The sequence below is a fragment of the cyanobacterium endosymbiont of Rhopalodia gibberula genome (assembly GCF_003574135.1).
In the GTDB taxonomy this organism is placed as follows: domain Bacteria; phylum Cyanobacteriota; class Cyanobacteriia; order Cyanobacteriales; family Microcystaceae; genus Rippkaea.
In genome coordinates, this window is sequence record NZ_AP018341.1 from 1156205 (window position 1) to 1178786 (window position 22582).

Annotated in this window: 16 protein-coding genes and 1 pseudogene; 14 read left to right on the forward strand and 3 right to left on the reverse strand. The window is 35.0% G+C overall.

The features are described 5' to 3' along the window. Positions 1-972: 972 nt before the first annotated feature. The 3 genes from RGRSB_RS03720 to RGRSB_RS03730 all read right to left on the reverse strand — a co-directional run bounded on the left by RGRSB_RS03720 (position 973) and on the right by RGRSB_RS03730 (position 5827). Entirely contained in the window at positions 973-2160 is a 1188-nt protein-coding gene (locus RGRSB_RS03720; protein WP_119260946.1) for a DUF445 domain-containing protein, read from the reverse strand. 154 nt (positions 2161-2314) lie between these two features. Beyond that, positions 2315-5380, reverse strand: a complete 3066-nt coding sequence (gene ppc / locus RGRSB_RS03725; protein ID WP_119259894.1) for a phosphoenolpyruvate carboxylase — start codon at positions 5378-5380, stop codon at positions 2315-2317. Positions 5381-5623: 243 nt separating this feature from the next. Next, positions 5624-5827: a hypothetical protein gene (locus tag RGRSB_RS03730; protein WP_119259895.1), complete on the reverse strand. Its 204-nt coding sequence runs from the start codon at positions 5825-5827 to the stop codon at positions 5624-5626. A 664-nt stretch (positions 5828-6491) separates the two neighbouring features. On the opposite strand from RGRSB_RS03730, the gene RGRSB_RS03735 reads away from it, so the two are divergent. From RGRSB_RS03735 to RGRSB_RS03785, 14 genes and pseudogenes are all read left to right on the forward strand, one after another. Next, positions 6492-8741, forward strand: a complete 2250-nt coding sequence (locus RGRSB_RS03735; protein ID WP_119259896.1) for a DNA polymerase III subunit gamma/tau — start codon at positions 6492-6494, stop codon at positions 8739-8741. Between the two features lie 330 nt (positions 8742-9071). Beyond that, positions 9072-9434 (forward strand): salt stress protein, Slr1339 family, encoded by a 363-nt coding sequence (locus tag RGRSB_RS03740; RefSeq protein ID WP_420823007.1) that lies wholly within the window; start codon positions 9072-9074, stop codon positions 9432-9434. Positions 9435-9733: 299 nt separating this feature from the next. Next, the gene (locus tag RGRSB_RS03745; RefSeq protein ID WP_119259898.1) at positions 9734-10312 is read left to right on the forward strand and encodes a TerD family protein; all 579 of its coding nucleotides are present in this window, start codon (positions 9734-9736) and stop codon (positions 10310-10312) included. Positions 10313-10318: 6 nt separating this feature from the next. Continuing rightward, positions 10319-10897 (forward strand): annotated as a pseudogene (locus tag RGRSB_RS03750) (TerD family protein). A 1059-nt stretch (positions 10898-11956) separates the two neighbouring features. Beyond that, complete coding sequence (locus RGRSB_RS03755; RefSeq protein ID WP_119259899.1) at positions 11957-12685, forward strand: Bax inhibitor-1/YccA family protein; 729 nt, start codon at positions 11957-11959, stop codon at positions 12683-12685. A gap of 89 nt (positions 12686-12774) precedes the next feature. Next, entirely contained in the window at positions 12775-12918 is a 144-nt protein-coding gene (locus RGRSB_RS10020) for a hypothetical protein (RefSeq protein WP_172581994.1), read from the forward strand. A gap of 204 nt (positions 12919-13122) precedes the next feature. Continuing rightward, on the forward strand, positions 13123-13407 hold the full coding sequence (locus RGRSB_RS03760; protein WP_119259900.1) for a hypothetical protein: 285 nt from the start codon (positions 13123-13125) through the stop codon (positions 13405-13407). Positions 13408-13536: 129 nt separating this feature from the next. After that, positions 13537-13818, forward strand: coding sequence for a DUF3288 family protein (locus RGRSB_RS03765; protein WP_119259901.1), 282 nt, complete (start codon positions 13537-13539; stop codon positions 13816-13818). 2441 nt (positions 13819-16259) lie between these two features. Further along, entirely contained in the window at positions 16260-16460 is a 201-nt protein-coding gene (locus RGRSB_RS10025) for a hypothetical protein (RefSeq protein ID WP_172582027.1), read from the forward strand. Between the two features lie 728 nt (positions 16461-17188). After that, positions 17189-17320, forward strand: a complete 132-nt coding sequence (locus tag RGRSB_RS10710) for a hypothetical protein (protein WP_269460798.1) — start codon at positions 17189-17191, stop codon at positions 17318-17320. A 719-nt stretch (positions 17321-18039) separates the two neighbouring features. After that, positions 18040-19153, forward strand: a protein-coding gene (gene prfB, locus RGRSB_RS03770) for a peptide chain release factor 2 (RefSeq protein WP_119259902.1) whose coding sequence is annotated in 2 segments (ribosomal slippage) — positions 18040-18111 and positions 18113-19153 — 1113 coding nt in all. Because the reading frame shifts where the segments join, the coding sequence is not laid out codon by codon here. 344 nt (positions 19154-19497) lie between these two features. Next, positions 19498-20772, forward strand: coding sequence for a glycoside hydrolase family 10-like protein (locus RGRSB_RS03775; RefSeq protein WP_119259903.1), 1275 nt, complete (start codon positions 19498-19500; stop codon positions 20770-20772). Between the two features lie 151 nt (positions 20773-20923). Then, on the forward strand, positions 20924-21160 hold the full coding sequence (rpmB, locus tag RGRSB_RS03780; protein ID WP_119259904.1) for a 50S ribosomal protein L28: 237 nt from the start codon (positions 20924-20926) through the stop codon (positions 21158-21160). Between the two features lie 197 nt (positions 21161-21357). Further along, positions 21358-22419, forward strand: a complete 1062-nt coding sequence (locus RGRSB_RS03785) for a mannose-1-phosphate guanylyltransferase (protein ID WP_119259905.1) — start codon at positions 21358-21360, stop codon at positions 22417-22419. Positions 22420-22582 lie beyond the last annotated feature (163 nt).

Consider the following 22582-nt stretch of genomic DNA (forward strand, 5'->3'; position numbering starts at 1 on the left):
AGTAAATTTATAGTTAATTATAGTGTCTGTTTCTTTTTAATTACTCTGTTATAATTCTAACATACTATTATTAATTTCTTTTATAGATTTTCCATCTTAGAAAGAATAATTAAGTGAGTATCATGATCTAAAAAAAAGTATTTTTAGATCTGGGTATCGTCAGTTGCAACTAATGAATTAATATAAATAATATTTATTATCGTCAACTATATATTAGATATTAGACAATATTTAACTTAGTTTTGATTGTTTATGATTAGAAATTAATGAGAAAATAATTTCATACAATGTAGAAAAAGTTATCAAATATTAGATTTATTTAAAAAATTTAAGCTTCATTTATTTCTGGATAATATGACACATGATAATACTTAATTACGAGAAAATACTTAAAATACCAAAAATATTTTAGAAATTTTTAAGTTTAGTCGAAATGTTAATGTTCAAATTAGAGCAGAGAAAGTAACAACTATAGAGCAACTTAAATTTTTATATAAAATATAATGGTAATTGATGGGTGCAAATAAATAAAAAATAATTGCTAGATGCCAATCTGCTTAAAAATTCAGCTGATAGAATTAGAAAATTAAAAACTATTAAAGTTAACTAGTGATATTTTCTTTCTAAAACTAAGATAAAAGAATTGAAAGTTAAATAAATTGTAGATTAAGTAGAGCTATCAAAAAATCAATTTATAGATGGATAATTCGAAAAAAGTAAAGACTGTAGAATTTTTTGAGAAGTAGAAGAAAGAGAGCTTAACTAGAAGAAAATATTAAGTATACTAAAAAGCTCTTTATTGAGATTGTTAAAAACAAGTAAATATATTTATTTAACCTCTGATTTTATATAAAATAACAAATTCATTGTTACAAAATAAGTGTAGCAAAATATATCTGGTTTTCTTAAAAAAAGAAATATTAGTATATATCTTTTTCTAAACTAATCTAACTTATTTCTATTAAAGTTAAGTTAATTTAACTTTAATAGAAATAAAAGTGTTTGCAAAATTCCTACCATAAATCCTAAGACTCCTCCCAGAGTTACAATAGCTTGTAACTCATTTTTAACTATTCCTTTAACTGCTATTTCGAGATTTTCAGGAGTTGTAGCATTAACTCGATCAATAATTACCTGGTCAATAGATAAAATTGGAATTGTCTGAGCAACGATTTTTTCTAAATCTTCTTCAAAATATCGTTCCAAAAGGAAAGCTAATTCTTCGCTAATTTTTGTCAAAAAGCTAGTTAATGTGGTTGAATTTTGCAATCTATTAATAATCAACATTGCTAATTGATCCCAGTCAATTGTATTTCCAAAACCCTGAATAAATTGTGTACCCTTGTTTTGAACATAATTCTGTACAGTTTCCCTGGTAGTTTTACGTAATTGTCTTACGGTAGAAACTGGTAAATTTTCTAAACAAAGACTTTGTAACCATTGCCGTAAACGACTACGAAGTTCTAAAGATAGCATTAATTCCTTAAAACGGATATTAGCCATTTCTTGTTCTTCTAAACAAAAATTTCGCAATCGTGTCAGGCTATTTTTGATTCCAAATAAATTAGCGACTACCCAATAAGTTCCACTGGTTTTTTCCCGAAATCCTTCATCAATGACTTGAATATTGCGATCACTCAAAAAATCAATTAGAGTTTGCCTCAAAACATCGGGAGAGACAACTGTTTCTAATAACCAGTCAGCAAACTGTCGCGCTTGGGTATCTGTCAAACGAAACTCAAGTAAGACCTGGTCAAAAATTTGATTAATTTGATATTCTAAGAAATCTTGACGACGAGCAAATGCTTTTAGAAGTCGAGGCAAAGACTCACTAAATAAGTCCCGCAAAATATCGGCCAAGATTCTTGCCGTTTTTTGTTCTTTATCGTTTTTAATCTGTTTAATAGCTAAGGTTAATAACCAGAGAATAGCAGATTGCACCCGTTCAGTTTTGAGCAAGCGTCGTGCTAACTTTTGCAACTCTTCTGGGGTTAAAAGCGATCCCATAATTGTATCTGAGACTTTCTTAGCTAGACGTTCCTGGTTACGGGGAATTAGCCCTGGAGTGAAGGGAACGCGACGCTTACCAATATGAATAGCCCTATAAGGACGAAAAAGCATATTAATGGCTATATCATTTGTAAAATAGCCAATAATCATACCTGCAGCCGGAGGAATGAGAATCGTCCAGACTAACGATAAATCTAGGTTAGTGATGATCAAGGGTTATCTGTGTTTACTAGTAAATACTCCTTGTCCCATTATGGACAATCGTGACGGCTATTAAAGTATCGATTAACTGAATTTACTCTAATCATCCTGTATTCCTCATTCCTGCAGCGATTCCATTAATTGTCAACAACGCTCCCCGCAGTAATTCCTCCTTAGAATAGCGGAAATGAACCACCCCAGATTCGGCTTGATGAGTATATTGACGCAACCGCTTTAAGAGAGAAACTTGCAAAAATCCTAAGGGAACAATGGTTCCATTGCGTAACTGAACCGAACGTTGTAACCCGACATCACCATCGAGTAATTTTTGATGATTAGTAATAGAAAGAATAATATCACGAGTTAAGTAATATTCTTGGGATATTTGTTCAAAAACCCGATTAAATCGCTCTATATCTTCAGTCTTAGATAATTCTCTTACATAATGATGTGCAATTTGTAAATCCACCTTAGATAGGGTCATTTCAACTTTGGAAACTACCATTTTAAAAAACGGCCATTTGAGGTAAAAATACCGTAATAACTTCAAATTTTCTTCTTTTTCTCGATCTAAAAAGCTTTGCAAAGCGGTTCCTACCCCATACCAAGCTGGTAAAAGAAAACGACTTTGAGTCCAACTAAATACCCAAGGAATAGCACGTAAGCTACTCAAATCTTTTTTGCTACTTTTGCGTCGTGCGGGACGAGAACTAATTTGCAATTGGCTAATTTCAGGAATGGGAGTTACTGACAAGAAGAAATCTAAAAAATCGGGCTGTTCGTAAATCAGCGCCCGATAGGCTTTCCTAGAGGTTTTGGCTAACTCTTCCATAATCCCATTCCAAGGAATGATATCATCAAACCCACTTCCTAATAAACTCGATTGAATCACGGCTGTGGTAGCAGTTTCTAGGTTATACAGGGCTAATTCAGGGAGGGAATACTTAGAAGCTAACACTTCTCCTTGTTCCGTAATTTTAATTCGTCCGTTAATGGTAGAAGTGGGTTGGGCTAAAATTGCCGCATAGGCAGGACCGCCCCCTCGTCCCACCGATCCACCCCGTCCATGAAACAATCTTAAATCAATGCCATGGGGTTGAGCCACTTTTTGTAGGGCTTTTTGAGCCTTGTGGATTTCCCAGTTACTGCTGAGAAATCCTGAATCTTTGTTACTGTCGGAATACCCTACCATGATCTCTTGCAGGTTAGTCGGTTGTAATGCCGAAAGGTCTAAGGGGGCGGGATTGTTCGAGTTGTTAGAGGACTGAAGTTGGTCGTATCCACCCGCTAAAGCTGCGCGATACAAGGGTAATTGAAATAAATCCCCCATCACTTGTGGAGCGCGTTTTAAGTCGTCTACCGTTTCAAACAAAGGCACAATGCGAATAGTAGTGGTGCTAATAGCTGGATCATAAAGTCCTGCTTCTTTTGCTAACAACAGCACTTCTAGAACATCGCTGACATAGTTAGTCATACTGATGATGTAGGTTTGGCAGATTTCTAAGCCAAACTCCTGTTGCAGATAGCGCAACATCCGCATAGTTTCGACGGTTTCACTGTTCTCGGCTTTTTTAAACTGCATCCCTGTGGGAATTAAAGGCCTTCTGGTTCCTAGTTCTTGTATCAACCACCTAACTTTCTCTTCTTCGGGAAGCTCATTATATGGTTGGGGCAGAATATCTAAATATTCGGCAATTTCTTCTATTGCATCAGAATGACGGGAGGAGTCTTGACGAAAGTCTAACTGCGTTAGGGTGAAGCCAAACATTTCGGCTTGAAAAAGTAAATTATCGAGTTCTTGACAATTTAGTCCGGTTTCTTCTAGATTCCGTTTAATGAGTTCTAAATCTTGCCAAAACTCTGTTCCCGAATTATAGATATTTTGTGCCCTCAGACTAGAAAGTAATTGTCTTTGTTCTGGGTTTGCCAAACGATCGTTGCGGTCGCGGGTATTTTCTAACCGTTTTTGAATATAAGATAGTTTTAAGCGATAGGGTTCGTGCCGGTAGCGGATGGCCAATTGTTCATAAATCTCTGGCATGGCCGAGCGGTCAAGTTCCAGGGCATCAAGTAAGTCTTGGGAAACATTGCTCCAATGGAGAGAAACACTTAACAGTTCTGTCAAATTCTCAATAGAATGCAAATATTTCTCTAAGACCAAATTGCGCTGATAACAGGCCGTCTGCCAAGTTACTTCTGGGGTAACAAAGGGATTACCATCACGATCACCACCAACCCAAGAACCAAAGCGACAAAAGGTACTACTGGGGGGACGTAACCAGGGAAAAGACGACTTCAAGGCTTGTTGTAATCGTTTAGACAGTTGGGGCAAGGCATCAAATAAGACTTCATCGAAGTAGTGGAGGGCATAATCCACTTCATCGAGAACACTGGGTTTAAATTGGTGGAGTTCATCTGTGCGCCACCAGAGACGGATTTCTTCTGTGAGTTGTTCCCTAGCGGTTTGAGCTTCCCAAGAGTTATTTAGTCCCATCCCCCGAAACGATTCTTCAGCTTGATCCAACCGTCGTAGAATGCCTACAATGCGCTGTTGTTTACGTCGGATTGTGTGGCGAACAATTTCAGTGGGGTGGGCTGTAAAAATTAGGCGGATGTCAAGTTGATCAAACAGCCGTTGAATTTGTTGGGGCGGAACATTGAGTTGTTTTAATTGAGGGAATAACCAGTGAAAAGTTCCAGCCTGATCAGAGGCGATATCACCTTCAAAGCGCTTTTCTAATAAGTTTATCTGTTTCGATGGGCTATAGATTTCTTTTTCCTGTCCATTTGAAGATTTATTTTCATTTCCGGCACAGGTCGCGCGTCTTATTAACTGTTGCTCCCGTTGTTCATAGTGTTGCTCAACAATGTTAATTAGTTGGAAGTAAAGAGCAAATGCTCTAGCCGCCCGAATCGCTTCATTGAGTTCTAATCGTTCAATAAGCTCGGTTATCGAGGCTTCAGGGATACTTGTTACCTGTCCCTCAGGAGAACACATCGTCCGAAGTTGTTTCAGTAAATCCACCAATTCCTGACCACATTCAGCTTTTAACACTGCCTCCCATAGGTCTTCAACAAGTTTGAGACGGTGACGTAAAAATAAGTCGGAAGTCGAAAAAACGTTAATGTCTTCGACCATGAATTGAGATGATTCATGCTGCGAATTCATGGGAACCTCAGGGACGTTCTATAAACCTAGTTAAGGATGGAAATTTTTAGGAACCGAGAGCAGTATAGAGATCATTCTTTTCCTTTTAGAAGCCTTTGAGAAGTTAGATAGTTAAATTTACCTTATTTAGAGAGAGTAAGTGTTTGCTAATTTTTTTTTGACTAATGACCCCCATCATTCTATCGGTTCTTGTCTGGATTAGAAATTAATCTAAACTATAATTGGCAAAAATTTAATGATACTTTAAGAAAGTGGGTTAGTTGAACCACTATCAGGAAAGTTGAGGATGGGCAAGCGATCACCCCGAAATACTTCCTCGCTAGCTTCTCCTAACTCTCCTAATCCATGAGCAATTTGGTGGACAATGAGCAAACTACCCAAAAACGGAGCAGTTGCTAGACTTAGGCAGATAATAATAGGACGGAGGGGCTGATTAACTTGACTCACAGATCATTACTCCTGATGCTAAATTACTGATTCTATCATATACTTTTCTTTCTTTTTTGACAGCCTCATGGTTTACAATCAACTTTTTCAGTTTTATTTTTGTTGATGTTGCTCAAGAAAAATTAATTTTAAATCATTAAGATTATAGGGATAATTTAATTATTTAAAATAAACAAAAATATGATAGTAGAAAACACAGTTATTTATTAAAAACATTTGAAAAGAATGTCGATAATTAATTTTGTCTAGTAAATAAAATAGAGTTTTCTTTATCTAAACTTATTAGAATTGAGAGTAGCAATAGCTCTCTATAGGACTTTGATAAAAAAAATATTAAAATGGTTTTAGAATTCTAAAACTACAATTTTTATTTATTGACTATTATTAAGAGTGATGGCGCTGTATTTTTTCTCTGTTATGTCAAGTCAAACCTCTATCAAAAATAAGGAGTGGAATCATATGTTCGTACCCTAATACAAATTATTATAATTAGCAAAGCTAGTGTTAATTGCCACTATTATATTCTCTATGTAGATTAGTCTGTTTCAGATTTAAACAGGTGTTTCAACCATTGTATTCCAATTGTTACTGACTCCAACCAAGGCAATCATACCACTACAACCATCTATTCAAAAATTAACCATCAACTATTAATTAAACTTAGATGTCTTCTTATGAACCTCTACATCATAAATACCGTCCCCAAACATTTGCTGATTTAGTGGGACAAGAAGTGATCGCCACCACTTTAATAAATGCGATAGTCTTCCGAAGAATTGCTCCTGCTTACTTGTTTACGGGGCCTAGGGGAACAGGTAAAACCTCCTCGGCACGAATTTTAGCCAAATCGCTTAATTGTCAACAAGTCAAAAATCCTACTTCCACCCCTTGTGGCAATTGTGAAGTATGTCGGGCAATCACCAGAGGATCGGCCTTAGATGTCATTGAAATTGACGCAGCTAGTAACACAGGAGTCGATAATATTCGAGAAATTATTGAAAAAGCGCAATTTACACCTGTTCAGTGTCGATATAAAGTATATATTATTGATGAATGTCATATGCTTAGTGTAGCGGCATTTAATGCTCTCCTAAAAACCTTAGAGGAACCCCCGGATCGAGTAATTTTTGTCCTCGTCACTACCGACCCCCAAAGGGTTTTGCCGACAATTATTTCTCGCTGTCAAAGGTTTGATTACCGACATATTCCCGTAGAAGCCATAGTGGGTCATTTAAGCAAAATTGCTCACCAAGAAGCCATTGATATTACTGATGAGGCTCTAATATTAGTCGCCAAAATTGCCAATGGGGGGTTACGAGACGCTGAAAGTCTTATGGATCAATTAAGTTTATTATCGGAGACTATTACTTCAGATAAAGTCTGGGATCTAGTTGGGGCAGTTTCTGAACAAGATTTATTGAAACTATTTGAGGCGATCGCCTCAAATACTCCAGAATCAGTGATAGATAACTGTCGTCATCTAATGAATCGTGGAAAAGAACCTTTAATCATCCTGCAGCACTTAGCAGGGTTTTACCTCAACCTTTTGATTGCCAAGACAGCCCCCAATCGTCCTGATATAGCAGCGGTAACAACCGCGACTTGGCAAGCTTTATCTAAAGAAGCACAAAAGTGGAAAATTGAGACTATTCTGCAAGGACAACAACGTCTTAAAGAAAGTGAAGTTCAACTAAGAAATACTACTCAACCACGTTTATGGTTAGAAGTTACCCTTTTAAGTTTATTACCATCAGCTTGTAATTCCCAAACTGTTTTCAAGTCTGATAACGAAATAGAAGTTAAAAGAAAAGAGGTAATAGACAAGAAACAGGAGGTAACACTCACTATTTCTCCCTTATCTAACTGCATTTCTCAAACACCCCTATCCTCCCAACATTCCAATATCTCACAAGCGGACAGGACAAGAACAGATACAATAATTAACGCCAATGAAATCTGGTCGTTAGTTTTAAAAAAATTACAACCTTTTCCTCAAGATTTAGTCAGCTCGAATTGTCATCTTCTTAATTTAGATGAGTCGGCGGCCTATATTGAAGTTCGTAGTCAAGGATTGCTCAAATTGGTCCAAGGAAAAATTCCTAGTCTTGAAGCAGCTTTTATCGAGGTTTGCCAACGTCCTATTAAGGTGAATTTAAAAGTGGCTTCTTCTTTTAATAGAACTTCTAGAAATCCTCAAACTATACAACCGTCACCATCAAATTTTCCTCCGGTTAACAATAACCAAACCTCAAAACCTATTAACCTCGAACCAGTTACCAATTTTCATAATTCTAACTCTAATAATGAGAATCCAATATCTAGGAATTCTCAATCTAAAATAAAATTACAATCTCAACTAGAAACTCATTGTCCTGAAAAAAAATCTGATTTAACTGATATTTCTGGTAGTCTTGCTGTTGAAGAAATTGAAAAAGCTGCTAAAAGTTTAGCTAAAATATTTGATGGAGAGATTATTGATATATCTCATCAGTTTCAGAATGAATCTTCTAATCTTTTTGGAAAAGATTTAGAAGTCAGTAGACATGATTCATCCCCATTATTACAACCATTTTTAGAAAATCATAAAGCTCAAGATTCTTTTGTTGCTGAAACGATTGGTCAACAGCAATCAGAAATAGGAATAGAAAATTTATGCCTAAATCAATCAAGTTCAGATTTGTTACAAAAACCATTCTTAGAAGAATCAGAGATGTATAATAATCAGGTAATTGAGTCAGTTGATTTAGAAAAAAATGATAGAATTGATGCGATTACTCAGAAGGTTAAATCTAATTCATCTTATTTGTCTAAATCAGATGAAATCTTACTATATAAGACACAAATAACTAGAATGAAACCTTTTGTTCAAGGACGACCAGAAGTCATAGATAATGAAGAAGATCTCGAATTCTAATAAGAATATATTTTTAATACATATCTATTACAGGCTGAAATTGGGGCGTATAGATCAAACAAAAAAGTTAAATTATATTGAAACCTATTGTGCCTAACAAGTTATCAATAAATTATTGATTAATCTTGAAGTTTATTAATGTTAATTTTTTGTTAAAAAAGCAATATATCAAATTTAGTCATGGATAAATATTTATTTCAAAAATCATCACCTGATGAATTAATAAATAAATTTAAATACGATTATAAAAATAATATAAGTTATTTAAATCAATTAAAAAATAACAAAAAATGAGTAGAAAATCTTAAAACAAAGGATAGTTCTTCTGAAATAGCAAAAATAAAAACACAAAATAAACTTAAATTACAAGAGAATAAAATGCTATTAAAACAATTAAAAGATTTTTATCAAAATAAAGAACAATTTCAGAAAAATGATATACAAAAAAATCAAGAAAAAATTCGTTATACGGAACAACAAAAACAACATAAAAGGAAATTATTAACTTGGAAAGCTGAACAATGGTTAAAAGAGTTCGACGTTACTTCAGATGAAGGATTTTGGTTTGAAAAATTTTCTTCTTCCTATTCATCTAAATTAGAAGCGACACTCGATTATATTACTGCTTTAGATGATCCAGATGATCCATCCTCAAAGCTAGTTAAATGTGACAGTTCTTTTAGCTGGGCTTAAAATCTTACTTTACAAGACTCTTAAGATTCTAAAAAATTAATCATTAAGATAAATAAATTCTTGTAGTTACAGAACACAGTCATAAATAAAAATTTTTGAGATTATTAACTACTGATTTATCATGATCAGTCTAGAAAAAATAAAATTACTGATTTTTTAAATTTTAGGACTTAACCAAAATAATTTTATCTTTTAATTTAGGAGTACAGTGGTTCTAATTAAACAATTTTTTTTATCTACGGTATTTTGTTTTAAAAAATACCGGGGAATATTTTTAATATCAGCAGAGGTAATGATTAATGGCAATTTCATTAAGTAAAGGTCAACGAGTCTCCCTAGAAAAAGTTTCACCTGGACTAGAAGCTTTACTGGTCGGATTGGGATGGGATGTTAAAACAGTCGATACGGGGTCTGATTTTGATATTGATGTTTCCGTTTTTATGTTAGGGGAAAATGAAAAGCTTCCTTCTGACAGCCACTTTATTTTTTATAACAATCTAAAAAGTCCCGATTCCGCTCATTGCATTGAACATATGGGGGATAGCTTGACTGGTGAAGGAGAAGGAGACGACGAAGTTATCTTGGTTAACCTAACTAAGGTTCCAGGAGAAATTAAAAAGTTAGTTTTTGTCGTTACTATTCACCAAGCTTATCAACGAAAACAAAATTTTGGACAAGTGGAAAATGCCTTTGTTCGCTTAGTCGATGTTAAAACAAAAAAAGAAGTATTACGGTTCGATTTAACCGAAAATTACTCAATTGAAACCGCAATTACTGTAGCAGAAATTTATAACAAGGATGGGCAATGGCGCATGAGTGCTGTTGGCTCGGGATATCGGGGAGGATTACAAGTTATCCTCAATCGTTACCAAAACTAGAAACAAATGACTATTAATTTACAAAAGGGACAACAAATTTCCCTAAAAAAAGAATCCCCGGGTATAACAAAATTAATGTGTGGGTTAGGATGGGACATAGAAAAGACTTCCAGAGTATTACTGAGATTATTTAAACTCCAAGCCCATGTTTATCTTGATGCTTCTGTTTTATGTTTAAATCCAAATGATAAGTTAACCAGTAAATCAGATGTAATTTAATTTGGAAATTTGCATCATAACTCACGTGCCATTACTCATCTGGGAGATAATCTAACTGGTAGAGGAAACGGAGATGATGAGGAGATACTAGTTAATTTACCTCAGGTTCCTGACACGATTTCTAAGTTAGTTTTTGTGGTTAATATTTATGATTGTATTAAACGGAAACAAAACTTTGGAGAGGTAGAAAATACTTTTATACGATTAGTTAACCTAGAAAAAAATCAAGAGATCGCTCGTTATAGCCTTTCGGGAGGTGAGTATAAAGGAAAACCAGGCATGATTTTAGCAGAAGTTTATCGTTACAATAGTGAGTGGAAAATGGCTGCTGTTGGGGAAGGGATTAATAAAATATTCAAGAAGTAGTTAATCAATATTGCTAAATTACAGTACATTAGATAATAGACTCTTCAATAAACAAGTCAAGGACTTTAAGCAACTTAAGCCTCAAATAGCTCACTTCATTTTTTAATTTTTTTATGGTAGGTGTTTGAGCTGGTTATTATGATCGGCTGTTTTGACTAAAATAGCAAAGTCTTGCTTTGTAAGGTTTTGAATATTCTGAAAACTTAATTACATAAAAATTTAGCTTTTAAAGTCAAAAAATGCAGTCATTATTAAAGTTTTGGGAATTACTAACCACTAATCTACCAGACTTAGTCTAGAAGAGCAGGAATTATTGCTTCAAAGCTATATATAACAATTGCTCGCCGGATTAATGGTTATATCTAACCTAATCAACATCGGGATTTTTTAAGGCTAACTTGTATTCATGTTCATCCTCCTAAAGGAATATTCTTAATATAGGGAACAGAAAAAGAACTGAAAGCATAGATCTTGATAGGTATTAAATTATTCAATGGTACAAATCAATCTAAGATAGCCAATTTGTGATAAATCTTCATAGAGTTCTGAACACTTATTGCTAACATGATAAGTAACTTGAGGAACTAATCCGAATATGGTAACTCAACAAATTTATCACGCAAGGCCAGAGAGGAGTCCCGCGAATAAGTAATTAAAAGTTCCATGCCTTCCTTGTACATTATTCTACTTAGTTTCCATTAATACTTCTGTTCTTGAACAATATCAATAGCTTGAAAATGACTAATCTAGGTGACCTAGGTCACCAATTGTTCAATTCAGAAAAAATTCGGACTATCGGCATTACACGGAAATCTTAGAGACTTGTGTATCTTCCCCTTAGGACAATACACAAGTTTTGCAAAGAAAAATGGCAGGTTAATCTTTAGTCAATTACGACAAAATTTACTAAAGATATCTTCCTAACAAACTCAGATTTATCATGGATTCAGAAATTACATTCGATATTCCTGACTGGCTGCTCGGTCTCAATTTCAGCTATAAAAGCTATAAAACTTAAGTAAGTCCTTAAAATCAATTAGAGGTAGTAGAACAGATTCTATGAGTAACACCAGTGATTTTCGTAACGCCATCCGCGATGTTAGGGGTCAATCTCTTATTGGACCCAATGTCATTGCTAACGCCCTACCCTATCTTGGAGGTGGATTGGTGCTAACAGCTGTTGGCACTTATGGGGGATTAGGGGTAATTCAATCCTATTCCAATCTATTTTTTCCCTCCTTAATCGCAGCACTTATTGTCGAGTTTGTCCTGTTTTTTGTTGCTCGCAATGTAGCTGAACAAAGCAATAATGGCATAGCTTTACCTTTACTAGCCCTTTATAGTCTTCTTTCTGGGTACACCCTTAGTGGGGTAGTCTTTGTCGCCTTAGGAACCCAAGGAGTTGGGCTACAAGGTATTGCCGTTGCTGCTGGAGGTTGTGGCATTGCTTTTATGGCAGGTCGCAGTATTGGCTCAAATCTTTCTGAACAAGATGGCATGGCTTTAACCAAAACCATTAGTTTAGGGGTTATTGCCCTATTAGTGGTAATGATTGGTCAAGTATTTTTTGCCCTATTCGGAGCTTATACACCGACTTGGTTAGACATTGCTATCTCTGGTCTTGGTGTATTTTTGTTTGCTGGAGCTGCCGTGGTAGACTTTTATATTTTGCCCCGTACCTATCGTAATGATCAATATCTCTCGGCAGCCTTGTCGATGTACCTGACCTATATCAACCTGTTCATCTTCATCTTACGTCTTTTGATTGCTATGAATAGTCGCGACTAACCCATTGGAGTAGAGGGAAGCACACAAATAACTAGGACTTCCCTCTACTCCTAAAATGAAAGCAGCTCTTATTGTTTGGCAAGCGATCCATGGTAGATTTTCGATCCCAACCAACCAAAACTCCTAAACTCAGAGAACTGAAGTTTGACTTTAATGAATATGTAAAACACCTCAATGGCTGTATCGCCATAATTAGGATTTGTTCTGATTCTACTCATCGAATATCTGACTAGTCAGGGCTTATTTTAAGTTAGCCGGGTTTTACAGTAAATAACCGTGGCGGAAGAGAGAAAGTCATAAACTCTTCTCCTAGTCGTCAAGTCTGTGCCCTGATTAGTTTAAGGAATTTCTTCAAAACCTGTTCAGTTTTGGGATAGCTTGAGATAAGCTGAAACAAGAATAGTTACTTAAAACAGCACAATATTCAGTACATCATAATGAATGTTTTTTTTCCTCGTTTTCTAAAAAGAGCTTACCGTAAAGATCCGATTTCTAGCTTCATCCTAGTGGTAGGAGCGGTCGATGCAGTAATTGGGGGGGTATGGGAGAAGTCGACTTTACTGTCCTCTGGACTAGTGGTGGTTTTGCTCTCTGTAATTCTACGCTACTTGCAAACTCAAAAAGCCCAACCTTTAGTGACTGAAGAGCCTCCTAGACGATACCTTCCCCTGAGTCCGGTGCGATCACCCTTACCAAGATTGACTAATGATAAGCCTCGTTGAGAAAAACTATAATCACTAAAGCTTTGTGGTAAACATCTTTGTGACTGCTGAGAAATAATCTGAAAATTCTCTCCACGTTACAGGATGAGAATAAATAACTACTTAGATTTAGTTCTTAAATTATAATCAATGCCTCAAGATCAACAACATCCCCGGGAAAAAAAAGATCAAGAAGTGATCAATGTCCTTCTCCAAGAAGAAGCTAATCCTCACAATCTAGCAGAATTAGCTCGGTTGCGTATCCGCTACCATAATTTTCCAGGGGCTAGGCAGATCCAAAATGATCTAGATTTACTATTGCAACAATGGAAACTGACCGAGGAACAACTGTTCGAACAAACTCGTCTGTTCCACGAAACTCGTCAAGTTTATCAACGTATTACGGGCAAGAGTGCTCAGGATTGGAGTTGAAAGCGAAGGGGTGGGGTGAGTATCGCTAATTGTTAATCATCCACCATAGCTTAAATGAGGACGATAGTTTTGTGTTTAAATCTTACTTCTATAAGGTGTAAGGGTCAATTCTACATCTAAAGATAGGGAAATTTTTACTCCAAAATTCTCTATTCTCCATCGGAACAAAATAATGCAGGGAGCAAATTTTAAATCACAGAAGGAACAGGATTATTATCCACAATGTCTAATTCTACTCTTGGTAAGGGAATTTATAAAATTTTAGTATAAATAATTTTACTTACCACTCTTGGGAATTCATGTAGAATAAATTGCAATGTAACTCTTTTTAAATAACTGTCATAAAAATCTATTCGTTCAGCTAAGCCATGTACTTAATTTAGTAATTTTTTATCTTTTATCTTTGACTTTAGCCACCGCGAAAATCTGAGAATATTAAGTTTAACCTCTCGCACTGAGATATTATTCTGTTTTTGATTGAAGTAATGGTGTAAGGCTAGAGTCAAAATCTACACCTAACATACTATGCCTGAAATATCTTTAATAACCGTAGGGCTATGGAGCTCTAAAATTTCATACAGACTTACTCGTAAGCAATTTTGAGCCATTTTTGGAGTTAAAGTCTCTCCCTTCTAAAACCCTAAAGCTATGGATAGGGTAGCGGCGTTAACTTCAAAGACTCCTCACCAAAACAAATTACCCTCATCATAAGCATGAAAATAAACTAAATAATAATTAGGGTAATTAATATTATGATTAGCAATTTCTTATAATAAACTTTACTTAGATGATTTCTAATAGAATTAGAAAATCAATATAATACTGAGTTGTCCACTAAAGTACGTTTTTATATTATTTATAATAATTTTATTACTTTTCAATTCACAAACTATCTCAAAATTATTTTTTAATATAGCTGTTATGATTAATCCCTGCTAGATTTATCATTTTCATAAAAATTTTACGATTAATAAAATTACAATAAGTCACAGTTACAGTTAATTTTTTAACCTTGTCAGTTTTAACTATCCACACTCACTAATCCTAATGAGCCAATGATTATAGTTGCTGGGATAAAAAGTGAGATATTAAAACTTGAACTTAATAAGACTCGATAAAATCATAAAGGAAACAGCGAATGCCATCAAATTTGGTGAGGTTTGCTCTATTGTTTGAAGTTAGTTAATAGTAGCCTTGATTAAGTTAGCTAGGAACCATAACTAATTTTGGGCATAAGTTAAATAGGAGACACTAAAAGCACAGTGTTTCCTATTAATCCCCATAACCTAGTGAAGTCTAAATATCATAGGTATACAGCCAACAATAAATCAGTACTTCTGAGACTGCTGATTCTTCGTAATAAATATTCGTTTTTCTAACAAATAAGAAAATTTTTGTGTAGTTCTTTAAAACTATTCTAGTCTAGACTCTAATGTTGCAAGTATAATCTACGCAAAAAATATATGACACTTAATCTTTTAGTAAAAAAATTTAGTTTTTTTTACTAAAAATATTTAAATAGTAGTTAAGTGTAAAGTTCATATATAGAATCTCAAAGACAATACTAATTAGTTAGTAATTAGAAGATTTTTATCATTGGAAATAGGTTTATATTTACCAGATTTAATATTAAATATTTTTTGCAATAAAAAAGTTAATTATGATTAATAACTTTAATTCTTAAAGAGACACTTCTTCCTCAATGTGTCATTGACATTATCATTTATATCCTCTTTTTCCCTCTAAGAAATGACTCATTATTGTTACCAATTGGCAAAACATCCTGATGCCCTAATAGTTCTTAGATGAGATTATCGTCTGTGATGGAGATTTAGAAGGTATTACTATTAACCTTGTGGTTGCCGTTAAACAATGAATTGGTTATAGAGATTAACCAAACAACATCAAGTAGAAATTCACTAATAAACAATGTAAAAAGAACTGTCTCAAGAATATTTAATCTTTTCTATTCGTACTCTAATCCTGATAATTATACTTTAATCTTTAAATCAAAAAAAAATGAAAGACCTTTGGGCGTCTTACCTTGTTTCGACTCCAAAGGTCTTTTCATATCACTCTTACTCCTCACACACAACGCGAGTTTATCAAACTCAGCAATAATACTTGAGGAAAAATATGACAGTTTATTAATTGTCACAATTCAAGAACAGCTCAGAGATCTAAGTCTAGATGATTAATCCTCATTTTACAAGAAAAATTGGGTTAAAATAGAAGTTATCAAGGCATTTTTATTTTTTTCAGTTTAAAGATAGTTAATACGTGAAAAAGCACGTCATTACCCCTAGAATCATTTCAGTCGTAAATGAATAAAGAAAAATTCTGTATTAATTATGAAGGATATCTAACTATAATTTTAGGATATCGTGAGTTATGAGTTTAAGAATTCAGAAAAATTGAATACAGTTACCCACAACTTAACCATGAACTGGCAAAAAACGCTACACAAACTTCTTTATTGGTTAGTAGCAAGAGACTTAAGTTTAATAGTTGAATATTCTCAACTTTTTTTAGAAGGAACTTTAGTTATCTGTGTATTACTCAAAACTATTTCTCCCGCCGGTTATCATCTACTCATTTCATTATCAATATCTAGATTACGATCAGTTTTAATTATATCATAAATTAAGAGATTAAATCAATCTTCAAAAGAGTTGTTTATTCTTCTTTTATGATCTTTATTTTTTACTATTTCATCAGTTCTGAATATAATTAACTTACCATTTTTAACAGCTAAATCCTCTAATATTCTTCAATATTTTTTTGCTAGCAAAAGGTTTTAATTCTCCTTTAAAAGGAGCTTATACTATACTACCAACAGGTCGAGTACAAGTCTACGGAGCTTGTTATGATTATGCTAATGTTTTTTGTTTATATTATCTTCTTATTCATTCTTTTTGTAAGTTAAACTAGTCCAATTATCTCTATGATTAGAGATAGCAGTGTTATTAGGCTTTATAACCAATGTTATTAGAGTTTCTATAATGGCAATTATAGTGATATTTCCCGACAGAAAAACTTTGTAATACTGGCATAGAGATGCTAAAACATTATTTTTTTTATATCAGGATTAATATTTGGGATATTTTGTTGGTTATTCTATATACATACGAAAAACTTTACTTTTTACCCAGAATGAAGGGATTAATTTTGGATAGCTAATTTTAGTAAAAATTCTTAACTATGATTCACTTAAAAACATCCCTTATGTAGGAAAAGTCAAGGAAGATATTGAAGTATCTTATTGATTTAGCTTAATTCATCATGAAAATACTAATCGTAAGTATAAGATACAGAATTAAGTAAGTTGACTTTTATGAAGAAAGTTTCCTATATTATTGGAATAATTAGGGTGTCTGTTGCCTTTTTAATATGGAGTACTGGGGTTTTCATTTTTACTTTTCTAGTTTTTCCTGTTCAAGAAAATAAATCTGCGGAATTATCTTTAGAATTTTTCTCTTCGGTTCCCTTAGCTGAAGGATAGCTAGTAGCAGAAAATTTTCTAAAAAAATAAGGAAAGAGTTAACAATACAAGATAGTAACAATCAGAAAAATATAGAGATAAAAGCTAGTTATCGTCAATAATAATAGGGCAAACGTCAGTCGTCTGCTTTTAAAAAAAGCTTCTATTCCACCAGTCACTGTAGCAGTAAGGATGAAATGAGAAAAAACATAGGATTTTATGAAATATTCAAATATCACAAGAAAGCTTACTTAACCAGCTGTATTAATCGAACTGGAAAAAGTACTTTAAATTATGCACAATATACTCAAAATAATAACCATTAAGTATGGTTAGAACATACAACGAACTTTATTTTGGTTTGTTGGTTAAAAAAATTCATTTGAGACAGCTTCTTTGTGGACCTTAATTTCAAACTCTATAGCTTTCAATTTAAACTTTACTGCTTTAACAAAGACCTATAAAAACCTAGAAACAGTTTGGGTTAGATGGTATAGTCAGTGGAAACTCAAATTAGCTCTACTGAGCCTGAGATGATAAAAATCGGCTGAACTATAACATGACCCAATTTGACAATAAATTTTAACAACAAGCGACCTGTTGGAAATTTAAACAATTACTGAATGAGAGTTTGAAAATGTTGGTATCAGTGATCTTATGCTACCAGGTTCGGTAGAATATCGAAATTTAAAGACAAAAGAACTACAATAGAGAATATAAACCTAAGATTTTGTCGAGATATGGAAACAGCAGAATTAAAACGCGAAATTCAAGGGGTTAGCACGCGCCTGGGGAAAACTCAGGAATATCTTTGACTTACCTGCCCTACAAGCCAATATTCAAGACTTGGAAACCTTAGCTGCTCAACCTGAGTTTTGGGATAATCCTGAAATAGCCCAAATCACCTTACAAAGACTCAACGATTTCAAATCTAGTGTTGAGCAGTATCAAAAGTGGATAGATCAGTTAGAAGATACAAAAGTAATCGCTGAATTACTAGAGTTAGAAGAAGATACGAGTCTATCTAAAGAAGCAGAGAGAACCATTAGCAAACTTAACTGTGAACTTGATCGCTGGGAGTTACAACAGTTATTATCAGGTATTTATGATCCTAAAGGAGCTTTTTTGACTATCAATGCAGGGGCCGGTGGCACCGATGCTCAAGACTGGGCGCAAATGTTGTTGCGGATGTATACTCGTTGGGGAGAAAAACAAGGTTATAAAGTCCATCTGACTGAACTTTCTGAAGGAGATGAAGCCGGAATCAAGTCAGCGACTTTAGAGATAGAAGGACGCTATGCTTTTGGCTATCTCAAAGGAGAAAAAGGAACTCATCGATTGGTGAGAATTTCCCCTTTCAATGCTAATGGAAAGCGGCAAACCAGTTTTGCGGGAGTGGAAGTTATGCCAGCGTTAGAAGAACAAGATATTACTGTTGATATCCCAGAAAAAGATTTAGAAATTACCACCACTCGTTCTGGCGGGAAAGGAGGGCAAAACGTTAACAAGGTAGAAACGGCTGTTCGGGTAGTTCACCTACCCACTGGAATTGCAGTTCGTTGTACACAAGAACGTTCTCAACTCCAGAATAAAGAAAAAGCCCTCGCTCTGCTTAAAGCAAAATTATTGATTATTGCCCGAGAACAACGCGCTCAAGAAATTGCTGAAATTCGGGGAGATATCGTAGAAGCAGCTTGGGGCAATCAAATTCGCAATTATGTCTTTCATCCCTATCAAATGATTAAAGATGTGAGGACAAATGAAGAAACAACGGATATCAGTGGAGTTATGGATGGCAATCTCGATACTTTTATTGAAAGCTATCTGCGTCACGGGGGTCGTGACGAGGATTAATTGATGCTGATACTATCCTCCATCAGGGCAATATTTACCACTTTGGCTTGGTGGATAACCCCTGTATAGAATTTTCTTTGATAGCGATCTACTCTTGCTAAGAAACCATAATAACGGTTAAACCGTCAATAATCCTAACATAGCCAGCAGCGTAAGAAAGAGAAACATAAGTCATCCAATCACTATTCCTATTAAAGCAACAGCAGTGACTAGGTTTTTCAACAAACGTAAATAAAGATACTGAGACTAAAACTAATTAAGCAAAGAAGATACTAGGAAAGGTTTTCAAAAAATTCGCCCATGGGTTAGCCTAGCCAGTGTACAACAATTCCATCATTTACTCTATGGCAAAAAACTTATTTGAGCGTCAAGCTAACCAGTTAGTAAACTTTAGCCGTCTATGGGGTTATCAGGCTTGGTTAGTCTTTCTAGTCGTTTTTAGCTTTTGTGTTACCCTAATAATCTTTACAATTCAATCTCCAGTTCAGTCCCGTGACCACCCCTCAGAAATTCGGGGAGTGTGGCTAACGAATATTGATAGTGATGTGCTTTTTAGTCAAGAAAACCTGTCCGAAGCCATTACCACCCTCAGCCAATTCAATTTTAATACCATCTATCCCACCGTCTGGAATGGGGGTCATACCCTTTACCCATCTGAAGTTTCTCAACCTATTACTGGGACGAAACTAGACCCCGCAGAAGGGTTACAAGGACGGGATATTTTGCAAGAAATTGTTGATCAGGGACATAAAGCAAATATGGCAGTTATTCCTTGGTTTGAATTTGGTTTTATGGCCCCTGCGGACTCCCAACTTGCTAAAAATCATCCTCAATGGTTAACCCAACAAAAAAACGGTAATAGAATCTGGTTGGAAGGGAAAGTCCATGAACGGGTTTGGCTAAATCCTTTACATCCAGAAGTTCAAACCTTCATTACTAATTTAGTCACTGAAATTGTGAGTAAATATGAAGTAGATGGCATTCAATTTGATGATCATTTTGGTATCCCTTTTGATTTTGGTTATGATGATGTTACCGTCGCACTTTATCAAAAAGAACATCAAGGTAAATTACCTCCATCCCCACCAAAAAACCTAAAGGTAACTAATAACTGTACGATTAATAATCAAGTTTGGCAGGAATGGACAAGATGGCGAGCAGAAAAAATTACAAGTTATATGACCGAGCTATTTAAAGCTATTAAAGCCATCAATCCTAGTATTATTGTTTCTCTATCTCCTAACCCTCAACCATTCTCAGCTAACTGTTATTTACTCGATTGGAATCAATGGGAACGCCGAGGATTGATAGAAGAATTAGTCTTGCAAGTTTATCGTCCTAATCTCGGAGATTTTCAACGGGAATTAAGACGCCCCGAGGTTCAACAAGCTAAACAACATATTCCCTTTGGAATTGGAGTTCTTTCCGGTTTAAAAGATCGTCCAGTTCCCATAGAACGGATAATAAAGCAGGTAGAAACCGTTCGTCAAAAACAATTTTCTGGTATTTCCTTTTTCTTTTATGAAAGCTTATGGAATTTTGGCACAGAATCCCCCAAGGAGCGACAATCCAGTTATCAAAAATTGTTTCCAACTCAAGTAAGTAGGCCAGAAGCTTAAGGGGACAATTTAGGGTGTACTGTCTAAAGTCCCACTAAATGACCTATGACTCAACTCTTCGTCCTGACCTAAGATAGAGACATTTTCAGAAGATTTTTGGTAGGATCAAAGACTGCAAGAAAGTTAACACTAAAAGACAAGGAGATTTTCTATGGCTCGTAAATGTCAATTAACCGGAAAGCAAGCTAATAACGCTTTTGCTGTTTCCCATTCCCACCGTCGAACCAAAAAATTACAAGAAGCCAACTTACAATGGAAGCGAGTTTGGTGGAATGAGGGCAACCGTTGGGTTAGATTACGTTTGTCCACAAAAGCCATTAAAACTCTAGAAAAGAAAGGGTTACAAGCGATGGCTAAAGAAGCGGGGATTAACTTAAATAAACTTTAATTTCACACCCTATAGAGGAAAGTTTGGGGAAGATAGAGAAGATGGGAAGAAGTGAATTTAGTTAACAGCATGAGTAATAATGGATTATTTCGCATTCATTAAATTTAGTCTTTGCCCCTTATTCTTGATAAGACAGGGGAAACTCATCATGACTCAAACCTTAATTCCCGTCATCCTCGCTGGTGGTAAACCCAATCATGACTCAAGCTTTAATTCCTGTCATCCTCGCTGGTGGCAGAGGAGAGCGTTTTTGGCCTCTTAGTCGTCGTTATCGCCCCAAACAGTTCCTCTGTCTTGACAGTAGTGGACAGAGCTTATTACAATCAACTGTTGACCGTCTACTTCCCCTAGCCCAAAACTGGGATAATCTTTGGGTAATCACCTCGGCTGCCATTGCTGACGGAGTTCGAGAACAATTACCAGAGTTAGCTGAAAGAAACCTCTTGGTGGAAACTCAAGGAAGAGATACTGCCCCTGCCGTGGCCTGGGCTACTCTAAAAGTGGCTGAACGTTGTGGACTAGATGCAGTCATTGGCTTTTTTCCTGCTGATCATTTTATCGCTGATATTCAAGGGTTTGAAACAACTCTCAAAGCTTGTTCTCAGTTAGCTATGGCTAAAGATGCCATTGTCACTTTGGGCATAAAACCTAACTATCCCTCCACAGGTTATGGTTATATTGAACAAGGAGAAAAACAGGGCGGTTGTGAGGAGTTGCCAATCTATCGCGTCAGTCGCTTTACTGAAAAACCTGATCAAGAAACTGCTCAATCTTTTATTGCAACAGGAAAGTTTAGCTGGAATAGTGGGATGTTTATTTTTCGGGCAGAAGTCGTACTCAAAGAATTAGAAACCTATGCCCCTAAGATGATGCAATTATTGAAAGACAAAGGCGAAGCAGCTTATTCTGAATTAGAAAAGATAAGTATTGACTATGCTCTGATGGAAAAAACCCAGTTAGCTTACGTTTTACCAGCTCATTTTGTTTGGGATGATTTGGGAGACTGGAATTCTTTAGAAAGACTTACCAAAGGAAATAGGTCTAATGTAGATTTAGCTAATCACGTTCATTTAGATACCCAAGGGACGATCGTTTATTCGGGTGACAAAAACCACATTATTGCTACTATTGGATTAAAAGATCTGGTGATTGTGCACGACGGTAATGTTACCCTAGTGATCAATAAAGAACGCACTCAAGACATCAAAAAACTATTAGAGTTATTGCAAGCTGACGAACAATTAAAAAAGTATTTGTAAATACCGGTATTGGATAGAATAATCATGAATCATTCCATTCCCTAACAGAAACAAATTAGGGATTATGAATGCTGGTTCTTCCAGACTTTGAATACGATTAGTTTATAACTAACAACTTCTAAAATTTTTATTCTGAACCATACGCTATAACCCCAAAAACTCC

What these genes read in the sequence shown, in the direction of transcription:
- RGRSB_RS03720 (WP_119260946.1), bottom strand. Translation starts at nt 2,160, where the DNA reads ATGATTATTGGCTATTTTACAAATGATATAGCCATTAATATGCTTTTT.
- ppc (WP_119259894.1), bottom strand. Translation starts at nt 5,380, where the DNA reads ATGAATTCGCAGCATGAATCATCTCAATTCATGGTCGAAGACATTAAC.
- RGRSB_RS03735 (WP_119259896.1), top strand. Translation starts at nt 6,492, where the DNA reads ATGTCTTCTTATGAACCTCTACATCATAAATACCGTCCCCAAACATTT.
- RGRSB_RS03745 (WP_119259898.1), top strand. Translation starts at nt 9,734, where the DNA reads ATGGCAATTTCATTAAGTAAAGGTCAACGAGTCTCCCTAGAAAAAGTT.
- RGRSB_RS03755 (WP_119259899.1), top strand. Translation starts at nt 11,957, where the DNA reads ATGAGTAACACCAGTGATTTTCGTAACGCCATCCGCGATGTTAGGGGT.
- RGRSB_RS10020 (WP_172581994.1), top strand. Translation starts at nt 12,775, where the DNA reads ATGGTAGATTTTCGATCCCAACCAACCAAAACTCCTAAACTCAGAGAA.
- RGRSB_RS03760 (WP_119259900.1), top strand. Translation starts at nt 13,123, where the DNA reads ATGAATGTTTTTTTTCCTCGTTTTCTAAAAAGAGCTTACCGTAAAGAT.
- RGRSB_RS03765 (WP_119259901.1), top strand. Translation starts at nt 13,537, where the DNA reads ATGCCTCAAGATCAACAACATCCCCGGGAAAAAAAAGATCAAGAAGTG.
- RGRSB_RS10025 (WP_172582027.1), top strand. Translation starts at nt 16,260, where the DNA reads ATGAACTGGCAAAAAACGCTACACAAACTTCTTTATTGGTTAGTAGCA.
- RGRSB_RS03775 (WP_119259903.1), top strand. Translation starts at nt 19,498, where the DNA reads ATGGCAAAAAACTTATTTGAGCGTCAAGCTAACCAGTTAGTAAACTTT.
- rpmB (WP_119259904.1), top strand. Translation starts at nt 20,924, where the DNA reads ATGGCTCGTAAATGTCAATTAACCGGAAAGCAAGCTAATAACGCTTTT.
- RGRSB_RS03785 (WP_119259905.1), top strand. Translation starts at nt 21,358, where the DNA reads ATGACTCAAGCTTTAATTCCTGTCATCCTCGCTGGTGGCAGAGGAGAG.